The following is a 15,643-nucleotide window of genomic DNA, read 5'->3' as shown; positions in this document are numbered from 1 at the left end:
CCTGGAGGGGAGCAGCGCGGTGAAGGCGGATCAGAAGGCCGAGTCCGGAATAGTCGTGGTGGGGAACGGGCGGCGTGCGCGTCGGGCCGCGGCGGCCCTGCTGGTGGGCGGCGTCATGCTGCTCGGGACGGCTTGCAGCAGCAGCGGCGGCAGCGGCGGCGGTTCGACCGACGCCAAGGGCGGCGGCTCCTCGTCCGCCTCGGACGCCGCACCGAAGGTGTCGACCGCTCAGCTGACGGTCACCCCGGCCGACGGCGCCGCCGACGTGGCGCCCAAGGACGGCCTGCAGGTGGCGGTGGCCAGCGGCAAGCTGACCGCGGTCACGGTGACCGACAAGAACGGCAAGGCGGTCGCCGGCGAGATCGCCGCCGACGGCCTGAGCTGGAAGCCCGGCGAGCAGCTGGCGGTCGGCACCACGTACACGGTGAACGCGCAGGCGGTGGACTCGGCCGGCCTGGTGGCCGCCTCCACCACCACCTTCACCACGCTGACGCCGGCCAAGAAGATCGCCACCAACGACAACATCGCCGACAACGGCCAGTACGGCGTCGGCATGATCGTCTCGGTGAACTTCAGCAAGGCCGTCCAGAACAAGGCCGCGGTGCTGGCCGGCATCACGGTCGAGGGCGCGGACGGCACGGTGGCCAAGGGCCACTGGTTCGGCTCCTCCCGGCTGGACTTCCGGCCGGAGAACTACTGGAAGCCGGGCACCAAGGTGACCGTCAAGTACCGGCTGAAGAACGTCGAGGTCTCGCCCGGCGTGTACGGCGACGTCGACAAGGACGAGCCGTTCACCATCGGCCGCTACCAGGTCTCGACGGTCGACGCCGCGAGCCACAAGATGACGGTCTCGCGCGGCGGCAGCGACACCCAGGTGATCCCGATCACCGCGGGCAACGACCAGAACCCGTCCTGGAACGGCACCATGGTCGTCGCCACCAAGGAAAAGATGACCCGGATGAACTCCGCCACGGTGTCCAACATCAAGGGCGACGAGTACGACGTTCCGGACGTGCCGCACGCGATGCGGCTGACCACCTCCGGCACCTACGTGCACGGCAACTACTGGAGCAGCGCGTTCGGTTCCACGAACGCCAGCCACGGCTGCATCGGCGTCTCCGACGCCAAGGGCGGCAGCGACAGCTCGGCGGCCGGCAAGTTCTTCAACTCGTCGATGGTCGGCGACGTGGTCAAGATCGTGAACTCCAAGGGCCAGACGGTCTCCGGGGACAACGGCCTGAGCGGCTGGACCATCCCGTGGAGCAAGTGGTAGCCCGCACGCTCAACCGGCAACGACGGCCCGGCGATTTCGATCGCCGGGCCGTCGGCCGTTCGTGACCGTACCGGGACACATGGCTCGCAACGTTTCCCGCACTCGACCCGTCATATCAACAGAAAGACCTGTCAGCCGACAGGCAGGTGTGTGGGGAGAGCGGAACGTGAAGGCTATACGCGGGGGTTACGCGGTTGTGGGTGCGCTCGCGGGCGCCCTGGTGCTGATGGCCACGGCCGGCTGCAGCACGGACACGGCCAAGGCCGACAGTCCCAAGGCGGCCCCCAGCTCGGCCAAGCCGACGGTGTCGGCCGCGACCATCGCCATCGAGCCCGCCAACGGCACCACCGACGTCAAGCCGTCCGGCGCGGTCAAGGTGTCCGCCGCCAACGGCAAGCTGACCTCGGTCAAGGTCACCGGCCCGGACGGGGTCGAGGTGAAGGGCGCCCTCGCCGCCGACGGCGCCTCGTGGGCGCCGTCCGACAACCTCAAGGTCTCCACCGCGTACACGGTGGACGCCCTCGCCGAGGACTCCCAGGGCGTGGTCGCCAACTCGCGTTCCACCTTCACCACCCTCACCCCGGAGAAGGACGCCGGCGTCAGCGACAACATCGCCGACAACGGCCAGTACGGCGTCGGCATGATCGTCTCGGTCCGGTTCGACCGGGCGGTGAAGAACAAGGACGCGGTGCTGGCCGGCATCGCCTTCGAGGCCGCCGACGGCACCGTGGTCAAGGGCCACTGGTTCAACGACAAGCGGCTGGACTTCCGCCCCGAGAAGTTCTGGAACCCCAACACCAAGGTCACCATCCACTACAAGCTCAAGAACGTGGAGACCGCCCCCGGCGTGTACGGCGGCGTCGACAAGGACGAGCCGTTCACCATCGGCCGCTCGCAGATCTCCACCGCCGACGTGGACACCCACCGGATGGCGGTGGTCCGCGACGGCCAGCAGACCGACTCCATCCCGTTCACCGCGGGCAAGGCCGGCTTCGACACCTGGAACGGCACCATGGTGGTCGAGGGCATGGAGGGCAAGACCCGGATGACCTCCGCCGGCGTCACCAAGTCGGGTTCCGGCGACGAATACGATCTGGTGGTTCCGCACGCCATCCGGTTGACCGACACCGGCACCTACGTGCACGGAAACTACTGGAGCGGCAGCGTGATCGGGCGCTCCAACGGCAGCCACGGCTGCATCGGCCTGACCGACACCGAGGCCGGCAGTTCGAGCAGCCCGGCGGGCAAGTTCTACGACTCCACGCTGGTCGGCGACGTGGTCACGGTCGTCAACTCCAAGGGCCCGGTGGTCGACGCGGTCAACGGACTGGGCGGTTGGAACCTCGGCTGGTCGCAGTGGTAGTCGTAGGGCGCCTGTTCGGTTGCTGACGGCATATGCCAAATGAGCGGTGATCGTTTGCTCATTGTCCGTACGCGGCCGCCCACGTTCCGCAATGATGGGCCCCATGGCGGGATGGGGCGAAGCGGAACGGGCACTTCCATCGGTCGACACCCGCGGTGACGGCTCGTCAGGAGTCGGCGCCGCGGTGGTGCTCGCCGAACTGGAACGGATGACCGCGAACGAGATGGAACGCGCCTTCCTCGGCGTACTCGGCGACCCCGAGGCCGGCGAGGAGGTGCGACTTCCCTCCCGCCCGGAGTCGGCCGGCGTCGCGCGGCGACTGGTGCTCTCGGTCCTGGCGTCCTGGAAGCTCCACCACCTGCTGGAGGTCGGGGAGTTGCTCACCGGCGAACTGGTCGCGAACGCCGTGCGGCACGCCGGCGGGCGCATGATCGGCCTCAAGCTGGTGCGACGCCCCGGCTGGCTGCGGATCGAGGTCCGCGACTCCTCGCGGGCGATGCCCTGCCTGATCCTCGCCCCCGAGATCGGCCGCTACCAGAACGGGCACGGCCTGCGCGTGGTCGACGAGCTCTCCGACCGCTGGGGGGCGGATCTGCTGCCACGCGGCAAGGGCGTCTGGTTCGAGGTGAAGACCCGCGACCGATCAGTCCCCTGAACCCCCTGAACCCTCTGAAGAAACGATGCGGGGCCCCTGTCCGCGGTTGTTCGCGGTCCGGGGCCCCTGCGCGTCATCCGGCAGCCAAGGGGGTGCGTGCCGCCGGATGGAAGTGGCCGGGCGGTACCGCCCGACACCCATAACTATCGCACGTCTCGATGCCAAAAACAAGCCGAAACCAAGGTTTGCATCGCGATTGGCCTTAGGATTCCAGGCGACCTCCGGATCATCTCATAATCCGGACTCTCGCCACCAGCCTCCGAAGGTCCCCGAACCCGGGACCTTCTAGCCATACCCCACCCCCGGCGGAGCCGGGGGTGGGGCAGGTGTCAGCACTCGATGACGTTGACCGCGAGGCCGCCGCGGGAGGTCTCCTTGTACTTGATTTTCATGTCGGCGCCGGTCTCCTTCATGGTCTTGATGGCCTTGTCGAGGGAGACGTGGTGGCGGCCGTCGCCGCGCAGAGCCATCCGGGCGGCGGTGACGGCCTTGACGGAGGCCATGCCGTTGCGTTCGATGCAGGGGATCTGGACCAGGCCGCCGACGGGGTCGCAGGTGAGGCCGAGGTTGTGCTCGATACCGATCTCGGCGGCGTTCTCGACCTGTTCGGGGGTGCCGCCGAGGACCTCGGCGAGGCCGCCGGCGGCCATCGAGCAGGCGGAGCCGACCTCGCCCTGGCAGCCGACCTCGGCGCCGGAGATGGAGGCGTTCTCCTTGAAGAGCATGCCGATCGCGCCGGCGGCGAGCAGGAAGCGGACGATGCCGTCCTCGTCCGCGCCGGGGATGAAGTTCAGGTAGTAGTGCAGGACGGCGGGGATGATGCCGGCCGCGCCGTTGGTGGGGGCGGTGACCACGCGGCGGCCGGAGGCGTTCTCCTCGTTGACGGCCATCGCGTAGAGGGTGACCCACTCCATCGCGTTGCCGGGTCCGATGCCCTCGGCCCGCATCGCGCGGGCGGCGGACGCGGCGCGGCGGCGGACCTTGAGCCCGCCCGGCAGGATGCCCTCGCGGGACATGCCGGCGGCGACGCACTCCTTCATGACGGCCCAGATCTCCAGCAGCCCGGCCCGGATCTCGGCCTCGGTGCGCCAGGCCTTCTCGTTCTCCAGCATCAGGCCGGAGATGGACAGGCCGGTCTCCCGGGTGAGGCGGAGCAGTTCCTCGCCGGTGCGGAAGGGGTGGCGCAGCGCGGTGTCGTCGGGCTTGACGCGGGCCTCGCCGATCGCCGCCTCGTCGACGACGAAGCCGCCGCCGACGGAGTAGTAGGTCTTCTCCAGCACGGTCGAGCCGTCCGCGGCGTACGCCCACAGGGTCATGCCGTTGGCGTGGTAGGGCAGGGCCTTGCGGCGGTGCAGGATCAGCTCGGTGTCGGGGTCGAAGGCGATCTCGTGCCGGCCCAGCAGGTTGATGCGCTTGGCGGCGCGGATCCGTTCGACGTCGAGGTCGGCCTGGTCGACGTCGACGGTGCGGGGGGAGTTGTTCTCCAGGCCGAGCAGGACGGCCTTGGGGGTGCCGTGGCCGTGGCCGGTGGCGCCGAGGGAGCCGTACAGCTCGGCGCGGAGCGAGGCGACCTGGTCGAGGAGTCCTTCGGTGGCGAGCCGGCGGGCGAACATCCGGGCGGCGCGCATCGGGCCGACGGTGTGGGAGGAGGACGGTCCGATGCCGATGGAGAAGAGGTCGAAGACGCTGATGGCCACGGGGTGACGTCCTTGTCTGGTCTCGTGGAGTGGTCCGTCCGGGGTGGGACGGGGGGCTGCGCATGGAACGGGGCACCGCGCGCACGTCTTCCAGTGTGCGCGGTGCCCCGGGGGTTCCGGGCGGCCGCCGGGTGTCGGCGGCCGCTGGGAGGGGTTACAGCTCGGGGTACAGCGGGTGCTTCGCGGCGAGCGCGGTGACCCGGGCCTTGAGCGACTCGGCCTTGGCGGCGTCGAAGCCGGGCTTGAGGGTCTCGGCGATGACGTCGGCGACCTCGCGGAAGTCCTCGGCGTCGAAGCCGCGGGTGGCCAGCGCCGGGGTGCCGATGCGCAGGCCCGAGGTGACCATCGGCGGGCGAGGGTCGTTCGGGACGGCGTTGCGGTTGACGGTGATGCCGACCTCGTGCAGGCGGTCCTCGGCGTCCTGGCCGTTGAGCTCGCTGTTGCGCAGGTCGACCAGCACCAGGTGCACGTCGGTGCCGCCGGACAGGACGGAGACGCCGGAGGCGGTCACGTCGTCCTGGAGCAGACGCTCGGCGAGGAGCTTCGCGCCTTCCAGGGTGCGGCGCTGGCGGTCCTTGAACTCGTCGGAGGCCGCGACCTTGAAGGCCACCGCCTTGCCGGCGATGACGTGCTCCAGCGGGCCGCCCTGCTGGCCGGGGAAGACCGCGGAGTTGATCTTCTTGGCGAACTCGGCCTTGGAGAGGATGACGCCGCCGCGCGGGCCGCCCAGGGTCTTGTGGGTGGTGGTGGTGACCACGTCCGCGTACGGCACCGGGGAGGGGTGCAGTCCGGCGGCGACCAGACCGGCGAAGTGCGCCATGTCGACCATCAGCAGGGCGCCGACCTCGTCCGCGATGCGGCGGAACTCGGCGAAGTCCAGCTGGCGGGGGTAGGCGGACCAGCCGGCGATGATCAGCTTGGGCTGGTGCTCCTTGGCGAGGCGCTCGACCTCGGCCATGTCGACCTGGCCGGTCTTCTCGTCGACGTGGTACGCGGCCACGTTGTAGAGCTTGCCGGAGAAGTTGATCTTCATGCCGTGGGTCAGGTGACCGCCGTGGGCCAGGTTCAGGCCCAGGATGGTGTCGCCCGGCTGGATCAGCGCGAACATCGCCGCGGCGTTCGCCTGCGCGCCGGAGTGCGGCTGCACGTTGGCGTGCTCGGCGCCGAACAGCTCCTTGACCCGGTCGATGGCGATCTGCTCGACCACGTCGACGTGCTCGCAGCCGCCGTAGTAGCGGCGGCCGGGGTAGCCCTCGGCGTACTTGTTGGTGAGCACCGAGCCCTGGGCCTCCATGACCGCCACCGGGGCGAAGTTCTCGGAGGCGATCATTTCCAGGGTGGTCTGCTGGCGGTGCAGCTCGGCGTCGACCGCGGCGGCGATCTCCGGGTCGAGCGCGTGGAGGGACTGGTTGAGAACAGTCATGGGGGGACTCCCGGTCAGGCGCCGATGAGGGCGTTGTAGCCGTCGGCGTCGAGCAGCTCGTCGGTGGCCTCGACCCGGACCTTGAACAGCCAACCGCCCTCGAAGGGCTCCGAGTTGACCAGGGCCGGGTCGTCGATGACCTCCTGGTTGACCTCGGTGACCTCGCCGGTGGCGGGGGAGAAGAGGTCGCTGACCGACTTGGTGGATTCGAGCTCGCCACAGGTCTCACCAGCGGTGACGGTGTCACCCACCGCGGGGAGCTGGACGTAGACGATGTCGCCGAGGGCGTCGGCCGCGTGCGCGGTGATGCCGATCGTCGACACCCCGTCCACGGCGGCGGTCAGCCACTCGTGCTCCTTGGTGTACTGCAGGTGCGTGGGGTTGCTCATGGCGTCATTCTCCAGGATCGCAAGAGGGGAGGGCGCGGCCGTCCGCTGTGCGGACGAACCGGAAAGAGCTGCTCGCGGCAGGTGAAGGGCCGACCTGGGGTCAGCGGGCGCGCTTGTAGAACGGCAGTGCGACGACCTGGACCGGCTCGGCCTTGCCGCGGACGTCCACCGCGACGGTGGCGCCCGGCTCGGCGTGCGCGGCGTCCACGTACGCGATGGCGATCGGCTTGCCCAGGGTCGGGGACGGCGAGCCGGAGGTGATCCGGCCGATCACGGCGCCCTCGGCGTCCACGACGGAGTACTCCGCACGCGGGACGCGGCGGCCCTCGGAGACCAGGCCGACCAGCTTGCGGGGCGGGTTGGCCTCGGCCGCGGCGGCGGCCTCCTCCAGCGCCTTGCGGCCGACGAACTCGCCGCCGTTGGTGGTCTTGTCGAAACGCACCACTCGGCCGAGGCCGGCGTCGAACGGGGTCAGCTCGGTGGACAGCTCGTGCCCGTACAGCGGCATGCCGGCCTCCAGGCGCAGCGTGTCGCGGCAGGACAGGCCGCACGGGACCAGGCCCTCGTCGGTGCCGGCCCCGGTCAGCGACGTCCACAGGTGCTCGGCGTCGGCCGGGGCGCAGAAGATCTCGAAGCCGTCCTCGCCGGTGTAGCCGGTGCGGGCCAGCCAGACCTGACGGTCCGCCACGGTGGCGGGCAGCAGGGCGTAGTACTTGAGGCCGGGCAGGTCGGCGTCGGTGAGCTTGGCCAGGATGCCGCCCGCCTCCGGGCCCTGGACGGCGAGCAGCGCGTAGGCGTCGCGGTCGTCGCGGACGGTGGCGTCGAAGCCGGCCGCGCGCTCGGTCAGGGCGTCCAGCACGACCTGGGCGTTGGAGGCGTTGGCGACCACCAGGTACTCGTCGTCCGCGGTGCGGTAGACGATCAGGTCGTCCAGGATGCCGCCGTCCTCGCGGCAGATCATGGTGTAGCGGGCGCGCAGCACGCCGAGGGCGGAGATGAAGCCGACCAGCGCGTGGTCGAGCAGCTCGCCGGCCTGCGGGCCGGAGACGGTGATCTCGCCCATGTGCGAGAGGTCGAACAGACCGGCCTTGGTGCGGACGGCGAGGTGCTCCTCGCGCTCGCTGCCGTAGCGCAGCGGCATGTCCCAGCCCGCGAAGTCGGTCATGGTGGCGCCGAGCGAGCGGTGCAGCGCGTCGAGCGCGGTCAGGCGGAGGGACACGACAGGACTCCCGGGATCTGGAAACGGGCAGGCTGGGGCGAATCTCCCCGTCTGTCGTCGAACCTGAGAGCTTCACCGCATCCCGGACAGGATGGCGGTTTGCACCGTGGGTGGGCGCACGGCGCGGCCGTGTCCACTTTCCAGATCTGCCTCGCCCGGGCGGTAGGGGGGCCTGAGAGATTCCGGGGAGGACTTGCTCCTTCGGCGCCGGTCGCGACCGTGGTGACGGTCGTTCCGGCTCTCCCGCGCGGGTTCGAGCGGCCGGTATGAAGTTTGGGCGGGCCCATCATGGCATGCCGCGAGCCCCTGGTGGGAGTGGGGTTCGCCGACAGTCGCCGCCGGGCGCCCGCGCACGCCGCTAACCTGATCGCAACCGTGAGTGTGGAGGGGCGAGATGGGGTTCCCGCTGGGTCAGGTTCCGGAAGGCGGGAGCTGGCCGGCCAACGAGCTGGAGCAGGTGCTGATGGCGGCCCTGGGCGATCCGGGCGCGACGCCCCGGGTGATCGAGGTGCTGGCGCGCAGCCAGGTGTGGATCCCGCTGCCGTCCGGCGCCGACCCGCAGTCCGGCGCGCTGGACCTGCCGACCCTGGAACTCGCGGGCGCGCCCTACGTGCCGGTGTACAGCTCGCAGGAGCTGTACCTGCAGCACGCGCCGGGCATCCCGTTCGCGATCGCCCCGATGTGGGAGTTCGCCCGGGGCCTGCCGCTGGGCATCGGCATCGCGGTCAATCCGGAGGCGCCGGTGGGCATCCCGGTGCCGCCGGAGGGCGTCGGGGAGCTGCGGCGCGGCCCGCGCGGCGACCAGTGGGAGGCACAGGGCGTCACCGAGGGGGCCCGGGTGGCGCTCAAGGAGCCCGAGCCGCACCAGGAGCCGTTCGCCTTCCTGGCCGCCGCCACCGGGGAACTCGCCGCCCTGCCGGGCGTGCTGACGGCCCGTCGGGCGCTGGCCCGGGTGGAGGGCGAGTCGACGCTGCTGTACATCGGCGTCCAGCTGGACCCGGTGGACCCCGCCGACCCCGGCGACGTCAACCTGGCGCTCGGCCGGGCGCTCGGAACCGCGGCGCCGAGCTGGGGCGTCCACCTGGTGCTGCTCGACCTGGTCGCCGACCCGGTGGTGGACTGGCTGCTGGGACGGGTACAGCCCTTCTATGTGCGGCCGTGACCCCGGACGTCTTTTCGCGGGCCCGGATCCGGGACGGCGGCATGACGGCTGTCGGGCACGCCCCATAGGGTTGCCCCGGCACACCGCGGCGCGGTGGACGTGGACGAGAAAGAGGGCGGCGACGTGACGGGAGCAACCGGCGACCCGGGCGCGATCGAGCGCGCCCTCGCAGCGGTCGCACCGGAGCGCTGGGAGGCGTACGAGGGGCTGCTGCGCGCCCTCGCGAACGGGCAGGTCTGGATGCTGCTGTGGCACGGCAGCCCGGGCAGCCCGGACGCCCAGTACGGGAACATGGACGTCGGCGGGCACGGCTATGCGCCCTGCGTGACGTCCCCCGGGCAGCTGGCGGCCAGTGGCTGGTCGCGCGGCCACGAGGTGGTGTCCGGGCCGGAGATCGCCGGCTCGCTGTACCGCTCCCGCTGGGGCCTGTGGCTGGACCCGCACCGCCCGGGCGGCGGCGTCGGCGTGCCGTGGGCCGACCTGCGGCGGATCGCCGTCGGCCTGGACCGGCTGCCGGCCGGGCCGCTGCGGATCTCCGAACCGGCCGTGCAGGCACCGCAGTTCTTCGCCGTGCTGGACCAACAGGCCGCCGAGGTGCGCCCGTTGCGCGCGCTGTGGCGGGCCTGGGTGCAACCGGTGCTGGGCGAGCCGTACTTGGCGATCGGGCTGGACCTGTACGACACCTCTCCGCCGGCCGTGGAGGCCGCTCGGGCGCTGGTGCAGCGGGCCGCCGCGCACGCCCCCGAGGGGCCGGCCGTCTCCACCGTGCTGATGGCCGACGGGTTCGACCCGGTGGTGATGTGGCTGCGGGCCAACGCCCGCCCGTTCGTCGACCGGCAGGGCGCGCCGGGGCCCTACCCCACCGGTTTCGGTTACGCAGCGCAACCGCCGGCCGGGCCCGCGCCGGGCTGGCCGCAGCCTCAGTGGCCGGGATATCCGGGGCGCTGAGACCGCCCGGGCAGAACGCAGGAGGACCCCCGTACGAACCTTCTTTTCGAGGTCGGCGGGGGTCTTTTGCTGTGCCGTGATCTACGCGTGCCACCCGACGCGCCACCTGGCGTTTCCTCGCCACTGGCGGGGTGTCGTCAGTGCATGCCTTGACGTGCCCTCGGCACCTGTGTGAAGAGCGATATACCAGCGCAACGAATGTGCATGCCTACAGATCACAGTTAGGCATCCTTCGGGATGAGGGTCTTCCGTCCGGTACTCGCCATGACAGAGAGTGCTGCCCAATGCGGAGCGCGAGACGATCCTCACGAAGGTGAACGTGCCGCCGCCACAGCATGAACCGCACGATGCGCATCTCCGTGCGGCAGCACCATGCGCGCCGGGGCACTCCGCCCGGCGTCGAACGGCACCACCCCGCAACGCCCTGCTTGCCAAACGCACTTCTGCACCGCCGCATCGGCACCCGGCACCACCGCAACCGCTCTGCCTTCCGCACCAAACGCGACTCTGTGGGCCGGCCACCGTCGGCGAGGGGAACGAACTGACTCATGACCACACCCACCGAGACCTCGGGTCCGCCGGCCGGCGCGCAGCCTGACGGCGCGTCAACTGACCTGCCGGCCAAGAAGATCGAGGGTCGCTCCCCGGGCCGCATCGCCTGGGACCGCCTCAAGCGCGACAAGGTCGCGCTGGCCGGCGGTGTCGTGGTGATCCTCCTGGTGCTCGCGGCGATCTTCGCGCCGGTGCTCTCCGCGCTGTTCGGACACCCGCCGAACGAGCCGCACGCCGACCAGATCAACCCCGATCTCGGCCTGCCCAAGGGCGCGTTCGGCGGTATGAGCAGCGAATTCCTGCTCGGCGTCGACCCGGTGTTCGGCCGCGACGTGTTCTCCCGTGTCCTCTACGGCGCGCAGATCTCGATGCTGGTGGCGCTCGGCGCGGCCCTGCTGTCGGTCAGCATCGGCGTGGTCATGGGCGTCACGGCCGGCTACTTCGGCGGCTGGGTGGACGCGTTCATCAGCCGGCTCATGGACATCCTGCTGTCCTTCCCGCAGCTGCTGTTCAGCATCGCGCTGGTGTCGGTGATCCCCAACTCGGTCCTCGGCCTGGGCGACACCACCGTGCGCGTGTGCGTGCTGGTGCTGGTGATCGGCTTCTTCGGCTGGCCCTACATCGGACGCATCGTCAGAGGCCAGGCCATGTCGCTGCGCGAGCGCGAGTTCGTCGACGCCGCCCGCAGCCTGGGCGCCGGCCGCGCCCACATCCTGTTCCGTGAACTGCTGCCCAACCTGGTGGCGCCGATCCTGGTCTACGCGACCCTGATCATCCCCACCAACATCCTGAACGAGGCGGCGCTCAGCTTCCTCGGGGCCGGCGTCCGCCCGCCCAGCGCCTCGTGGGGGCAGATGCTCTCCGACGCGGTCCGGATCTACCAGGCGGATCCCACCTACATGGTGATCCCCGGTCTCGCCATCTTCATCACCGTGCTCGCCTTCAACCTGTTCGGCGACGGCCTGCGCGACGCGCTCGACCCCAAGGGCAACTGAGCCCGCAACTCTGGAGGTTCCCCAACCCATGAAGCGAAACAGGACGCTCGCGGTCGCCGCCCTCGCGGCCACTCTCGCGCTCACCGCCACCGCCTGCGGCGGCAGCAAGGACGAGTCGAGCGACGGCGGCACCAAGGGCACCGCGGCGGGCTTCAACGCGGCCGTCGACAAGGTGGTGAACCCGTCCGACAAGAAGGGCGGCACCCTCAACATGTGGACCACCACCGACGTGGACTCGCTCGACCCCGGTCGCGCGTACTACGCCTCGGTGTGGAACTTCGAGCGCTTCTACACCCGCACCCTGCTGGCCTTCGACGGCAAGCCGGGCAAGGAGGGCCTGAAGCTGGTCCCCGACCTGGCCGCCGCCCAGCCGGAGATCTCCGCGGACGCCAAGACCTACACCTTCAAGCTGAAGCCGGGCCTGAAGTTCGAGGACGGCTCCGTCATCACCTCGAAGGACATCAAGTACGGCGTCGAGCGCATCTTCGCGCAGGACGTCATCTCCGGTGGCCCGACCTACCTGATCAACGAGCTCGACCAGGGCCAGAACTACAAGGGCCCCTACACCGACGCGGACCCGAACAAGCTGGGCCTGAAGTCGGTCACCACCCCGGACGACAACACCATCGTCTTCTCGCTGGCCAAGCCCAACTCGGACTTCCCGTACCTGCTGGCCATGGGCTCCGCCGCCCCGGTCCCGCAGAAGCTGGACACCGGCTCCCAGTACGGCCAGAAGCCGGTCTCCTCCGGCCCGTACAAGTTCAAGTCGGCCGAGCCGGGCAAGGGCTACGAGCTGGTCCGCAACGAGAACTGGGACGCCGCCTCCGACCCGTTCCGCAAGGCGCTGCCGGACGTCGTCAAGCTGACCGTCACCACCAACGCCGACGACATGGACACCCAGCTGCTGGCGAACACCGCCGACCTCGACTGGGCCCAGACCGGCCTGTCGCAGGCCGCGCAGGTCAAGGTGCTGCAGGACCAGGCGCTGAAGGCCAACACGGACGACCCGTACAACGGCTTCATCCGCTACATCACCGCCGTCCCGACGGTCGCCCCGTTCGACAACGAGCACTGCCGCAAGGCCGTCCTGTACGCGGCCGACACCACCGCCCTGCAGACCGCCCGCGGCGGCTCGGTGGCCGGCTCGCTCTACGGCTCGATGCTGCCCCCGAACATCCTCGGCTCGGACGACTACGACCCGTTCAAGCTGGCCCAGGGCAAGCCGAACCTCGACAAGGCCAAGGAAGAGCTGAAGGCCTGCGGCAAGCCCGAGGGCTTCAAGACCAACATCGCGGTGCGTGGCAACAAGCCGAAGGAGGTCAACTCCGCGGTGGCGCTGCAGACCGCCCTCAAGGCCGTCAACATCGACGTCACGGTCCAGCAGTACGACGGCAAGCTGATCGCCTCCGAGATCGGCGCGCCCGACGTGGTCAAGGCCAAGGGCTACGGCCTGATCGTGATGGGCTGGGGCGCCGACTTCCCGACCGGCTCCGGCTACCTGCAGCCGCTGGTCGACGGCCGCTTCATCCCGAGCAACGGCAACAGCAACTACGCCGAGATCAACGACCCGGAGATCAACGGCTGGTTCGACCAGGCCGCGGCGCAGACCGACCCGGCCAAGGCCGCCGAGCTGTACAAGAAGATCAACCACAAGGTCGTCGACGGCGCCTACTACCTGCCGATCGTCGCCGACAAGGCCCTGAACTGGCGCAACCCGCGCCTGACCAACGTCTACATCACCGACGCGTTCGGCGAGGTGGACTTCCAGGCCCTCGGCGTCTCCGACGGCAAGTGACCTGACCTTCTCCCTTAGTTCGCACCGCTAGTCCGAAGGGCAGGTGAAGGCCCTGCCCGGGCCGGCCGGGACACCCCTACCGGGGAACCCCGGCCGGCCCGTGGCAGGGCCGACCGCAGTGCTCGTGTATCTCTTCAGGCGACTGATCAACGTCGTCCTCATGCTGCTGGTGGTCGCTGCGGTGACCTTCGGCATCTTCTTCATGGTGCCCAAGCTCACCGGAACCGACCCCGCACTGCTCTACGTGGGCAAGATCGCGGACAAGGTGGCCGTCGAGGGTATCCGCCACAAGATGGGCCTCGACAAGTCGATCGTCGAACAGTTCTGGCTCTTCCTGAAGGGCATCGTCGTCGGCCGTTCCTACAACGCCGGTACCGACGTCACCCACTGCTACGCCCCCTGCCTGGGTTACTCGTTCAAGACCGAGCGCGAAGTCTGGCCGCTGCTGCTCGACCGGGTCGGCGTGGACTTCTCGCTCGCCATCGGCGCCTCGATCCTGTGGCTGGTGCTCGGCACCGCCACCGGCATCGTCTCCGCGCTGCGCCGCGGCACCGCGCTGGACCGCATCTCGATGTCGGTCGCGCTGGCCGGCGTCTCGCTGCCGATGTACTTCACCGGCCTGGTCTCGCTCGCGATCTTCGTCGGCCAACTCGGCTGGTTCCCACGCAAGTACACCGACTTCACAGCCGATCCGGTGGCCTGGTTCCAGGGACTGGTGCTGCCGTGGGTCACCCTGGCCTTCCTGTTCGCGGCGACCTACGCCCGACTCAGTCGGGCCACCCTGCTGGACGTGCTCGGCGAGGACTACATCCGCACCGCGCGCGCCAAGGGCCTCCGGGAACCGGTGGTCATCGGCAAGCACGCCCTGCGCTCCACGCTGACGCCGATCCTGACCATCTTCGGCATGGACCTCGGCGGCCTGCTGGGTGGCGCGGTGCTCACCGAGAACACCTTCAACCTGCGCGGGCTCGGCTACGAGGCGGTCCAGTCGATCGCCTCCAGCGACCTGCCGGTGATCATGGGTGTGACGCTCTTCGCCGCGTTCTTCATCGTGATCGCCAACCTCCTGGTTGACCTGCTGTACGCCGTCGTCGATCCCCGGGTGAAGCTGGCATGAGCAACACTGACAAGCCTTTCCTCTCCGTCCGCGACCTCAAGGTGCACTTCCCGACCGACGACGGACTGGTCAAGTCCGTCAACGGCCTGAGCTTCGACCTGGAGCGCGGGAAGACCCTGGGCATCGTCGGCGAGTCCGGCTCCGGAAAGTCCGTCACCTCGCTGTCGATCATGGGCCTGCACCGCACCGGCACCAAGCGCGGCGCCCCGCAGATCTCCGGCGAGATCTGGCTGGACGGCCAGGAGCTGGTCTCCGCCGACCCGGACCAGGTGCGCAAGCTCCGGGGCAAGAAGATGGCGATGATCTTCCAGGACCCGCTGACCGCGATGCACCCGTACTACACGGTCGGCGCCCAGATCATCGAGGGCTACCGGGCCCACCACCCGGGCACCTCCAAGAAGGTCGCCCGCACCCGCGCCATCGAGATGCTCGACCGGGTCGGCATCCCGCAGCCCGACAAGCGGGTCGACAACTACCCGCACGAGTTCTCCGGCGGCATGCGCCAGCGCGCCATGATCGCCATGGCGCTGGTCAACGACCCCTCGCTGCTGATCGCCGACGAGCCGACCACTGCCCTGGACGTCACCGTCCAGGCGCAGATCCTCGACCTGATCCGGGACCTGCAGAAGGAGTTCGGCTCCGCCGTCATCATCATCACGCACGACCTGGGCGTGGTCGCCGAGATCGCCGACGACATCCTGGTCATGTACGGCGGCAAGCCCGTCGAGCGCGGCCCCGCCGCGACCATCTTCGAATCCCCCGAGCACCCCTACACCTGGGGCCTGCTCGGCTCGATGCCCCGTCTCGACCGGGAGCTCCAGGACCGGCTGATCCCGGTCAAGGGCACCCCGCCGAGCCTGATCAACGTGCCGTCCGGCTGCGCGTTCCACCCGCGCTGCCCGTACGCCGAGCTCACCGGCGGCCGCTCCACCGGCGAGGTGCCCGTGCTCGCCGAAGCCGTACCCCGGCACTACGCCGCCTGCCACCTGCCGATCGCCGAACGCCACCGGATCTTCACCGAAGAGATCGCGCCCCGGCTGTGAGCACGTACCACC

Annotated in this window: 13 protein-coding genes and 1 riboswitch; of the genes, 9 read left to right on the top strand and 4 right to left on the bottom strand. The window is 70.0% G+C overall.

Going from position 1 to position 15,643, the window contains the following annotated elements; translation table 11 throughout:
- Window positions 1-19: 19 nt before the first annotated feature.
- The 3 genes from IEZ12_RS04445 (at window position 20) to IEZ12_RS04435 (ending at window position 3,291) form a co-directional block, all read left to right on the top strand.
- Window positions 20-1,273, top strand: coding sequence for a L,D-transpeptidase (locus IEZ12_RS04445; protein ID WP_229847242.1), 1,254 nt, complete (start codon window positions 20-22; stop codon window positions 1,271-1,273).
- A 166-nt stretch (window positions 1,274-1,439) separates the two neighbouring features.
- Window positions 1,440-2,636, top strand: a complete 1,197-nt coding sequence (locus tag IEZ12_RS04440; RefSeq protein WP_189270919.1) for a L,D-transpeptidase — start codon at window positions 1,440-1,442, stop codon at window positions 2,634-2,636.
- A gap of 103 nt (window positions 2,637-2,739) precedes the next feature.
- Window positions 2,740-3,291, top strand: a complete 552-nt coding sequence (locus IEZ12_RS04435) for an ATP-binding protein (RefSeq protein ID WP_229847241.1) — start codon at window positions 2,740-2,742, stop codon at window positions 3,289-3,291.
- 329 nt (window positions 3,292-3,620) lie between these two features.
- Here IEZ12_RS04435 and IEZ12_RS04430 read toward each other — a convergent pair whose 3' ends face one another.
- From IEZ12_RS04430 to gcvT, 4 genes are all read right to left on the bottom strand, one after another.
- Entirely contained in the window at window positions 3,621-4,988 is a 1,368-nt protein-coding gene (locus tag IEZ12_RS04430; RefSeq protein WP_043916095.1) for an L-serine ammonia-lyase, read from the bottom strand.
- A 154-nt stretch (window positions 4,989-5,142) separates the two neighbouring features.
- Complete coding sequence (glyA, locus tag IEZ12_RS04425) at window positions 5,143-6,411, bottom strand: serine hydroxymethyltransferase (protein ID WP_043916096.1); 1,269 nt, start codon at window positions 6,409-6,411, stop codon at window positions 5,143-5,145.
- Between the two features lie 14 nt (window positions 6,412-6,425).
- Complete coding sequence (gene gcvH, locus IEZ12_RS04420) at window positions 6,426-6,800, bottom strand: glycine cleavage system protein GcvH (protein WP_043916097.1); 375 nt, start codon at window positions 6,798-6,800, stop codon at window positions 6,426-6,428.
- Between the two features lie 100 nt (window positions 6,801-6,900).
- Window positions 6,901-8,019 (bottom strand): glycine cleavage system aminomethyltransferase GcvT, encoded by a 1,119-nt coding sequence (gene gcvT, locus IEZ12_RS04415; protein ID WP_189270918.1) that lies wholly within the window; start codon window positions 8,017-8,019, stop codon window positions 6,901-6,903.
- Between the two features lie 150 nt (window positions 8,020-8,169).
- A riboswitch (glycine riboswitch) is annotated at window positions 8,170-8,275 on the bottom strand.
- Between the two features lie 138 nt (window positions 8,276-8,413).
- Here gcvT and IEZ12_RS04410 point away from each other — a divergent pair.
- The 6 genes from IEZ12_RS04410 (at window position 8,414) to IEZ12_RS04385 (ending at window position 15,631) form a co-directional block, all read left to right on the top strand.
- Window positions 8,414-9,181 (top strand): enhanced serine sensitivity protein SseB, encoded by a 768-nt coding sequence (locus IEZ12_RS04410; protein WP_043916099.1) that lies wholly within the window; start codon window positions 8,414-8,416, stop codon window positions 9,179-9,181.
- A gap of 123 nt (window positions 9,182-9,304) precedes the next feature.
- Complete coding sequence (locus IEZ12_RS04405; protein ID WP_189270917.1) at window positions 9,305-10,129, top strand: enhanced serine sensitivity protein SseB C-terminal domain-containing protein; 825 nt, start codon at window positions 9,305-9,307, stop codon at window positions 10,127-10,129.
- 548 nt (window positions 10,130-10,677) lie between these two features.
- Window positions 10,678-11,676: an ABC transporter permease gene (locus IEZ12_RS04400; protein ID WP_100587944.1), complete on the top strand. Its 999-nt coding sequence runs from the start codon at window positions 10,678-10,680 to the stop codon at window positions 11,674-11,676.
- Between the two features lie 28 nt (window positions 11,677-11,704).
- A complete protein-coding gene (locus IEZ12_RS04395; protein WP_189270916.1) occupies window positions 11,705-13,471 on the top strand; it encodes an ABC transporter substrate-binding protein in 1,767 nt (588 codons plus the stop codon).
- A gap of 118 nt (window positions 13,472-13,589) precedes the next feature.
- Window positions 13,590-14,588, top strand: a complete 999-nt coding sequence (locus IEZ12_RS04390) for an ABC transporter permease (RefSeq protein WP_043916102.1) — start codon at window positions 13,590-13,592, stop codon at window positions 14,586-14,588.
- The gene (locus tag IEZ12_RS04385; RefSeq protein ID WP_043916103.1) at window positions 14,585-15,631 is read left to right on the top strand and encodes an ABC transporter ATP-binding protein; all 1,047 of its coding nucleotides are present in this window, start codon (window positions 14,585-14,587) and stop codon (window positions 15,629-15,631) included. The genes IEZ12_RS04390 and IEZ12_RS04385 overlap by 4 nt, the downstream gene beginning before the upstream one ends.
- Window positions 15,632-15,643 lie beyond the last annotated feature (12 nt).

Origin of the sequence: Kitasatospora griseola, assembly GCF_014648555.1 — a bacterium.
In the GTDB taxonomy this organism is placed as follows: Bacteria; Actinomycetota; Actinomycetes; order Streptomycetales; family Streptomycetaceae; genus Kitasatospora; species Kitasatospora griseola.
The sequence above is the reverse complement of the archived record's forward strand: the minus strand, read 5'-3'. Positions and strand labels throughout refer to the sequence as shown.

What these genes read in the sequence shown, in the direction of transcription:
- IEZ12_RS04435 (WP_229847241.1), top strand. Translation starts at nt 2,740, where the DNA reads ATGGCGGGATGGGGCGAAGCGGAACGGGCACTTCCATCGGTCGACACC.
- glyA (WP_043916096.1), bottom strand. Translation starts at nt 6,411, where the DNA reads ATGACTGTTCTCAACCAGTCCCTCCACGCGCTCGACCCGGAGATCGCC.
- gcvH (WP_043916097.1), bottom strand. Translation starts at nt 6,800, where the DNA reads ATGAGCAACCCCACGCACCTGCAGTACACCAAGGAGCACGAGTGGCTG.
- IEZ12_RS04410 (WP_043916099.1), top strand. Translation starts at nt 8,414, where the DNA reads ATGGGGTTCCCGCTGGGTCAGGTTCCGGAAGGCGGGAGCTGGCCGGCC.
- IEZ12_RS04400 (WP_100587944.1), top strand. Translation starts at nt 10,678, where the DNA reads ATGACCACACCCACCGAGACCTCGGGTCCGCCGGCCGGCGCGCAGCCT.
- IEZ12_RS04395 (WP_189270916.1), top strand. Translation starts at nt 11,705, where the DNA reads ATGAAGCGAAACAGGACGCTCGCGGTCGCCGCCCTCGCGGCCACTCTC.
- IEZ12_RS04385 (WP_043916103.1), top strand. Translation starts at nt 14,585, where the DNA reads ATGAGCAACACTGACAAGCCTTTCCTCTCCGTCCGCGACCTCAAGGTG.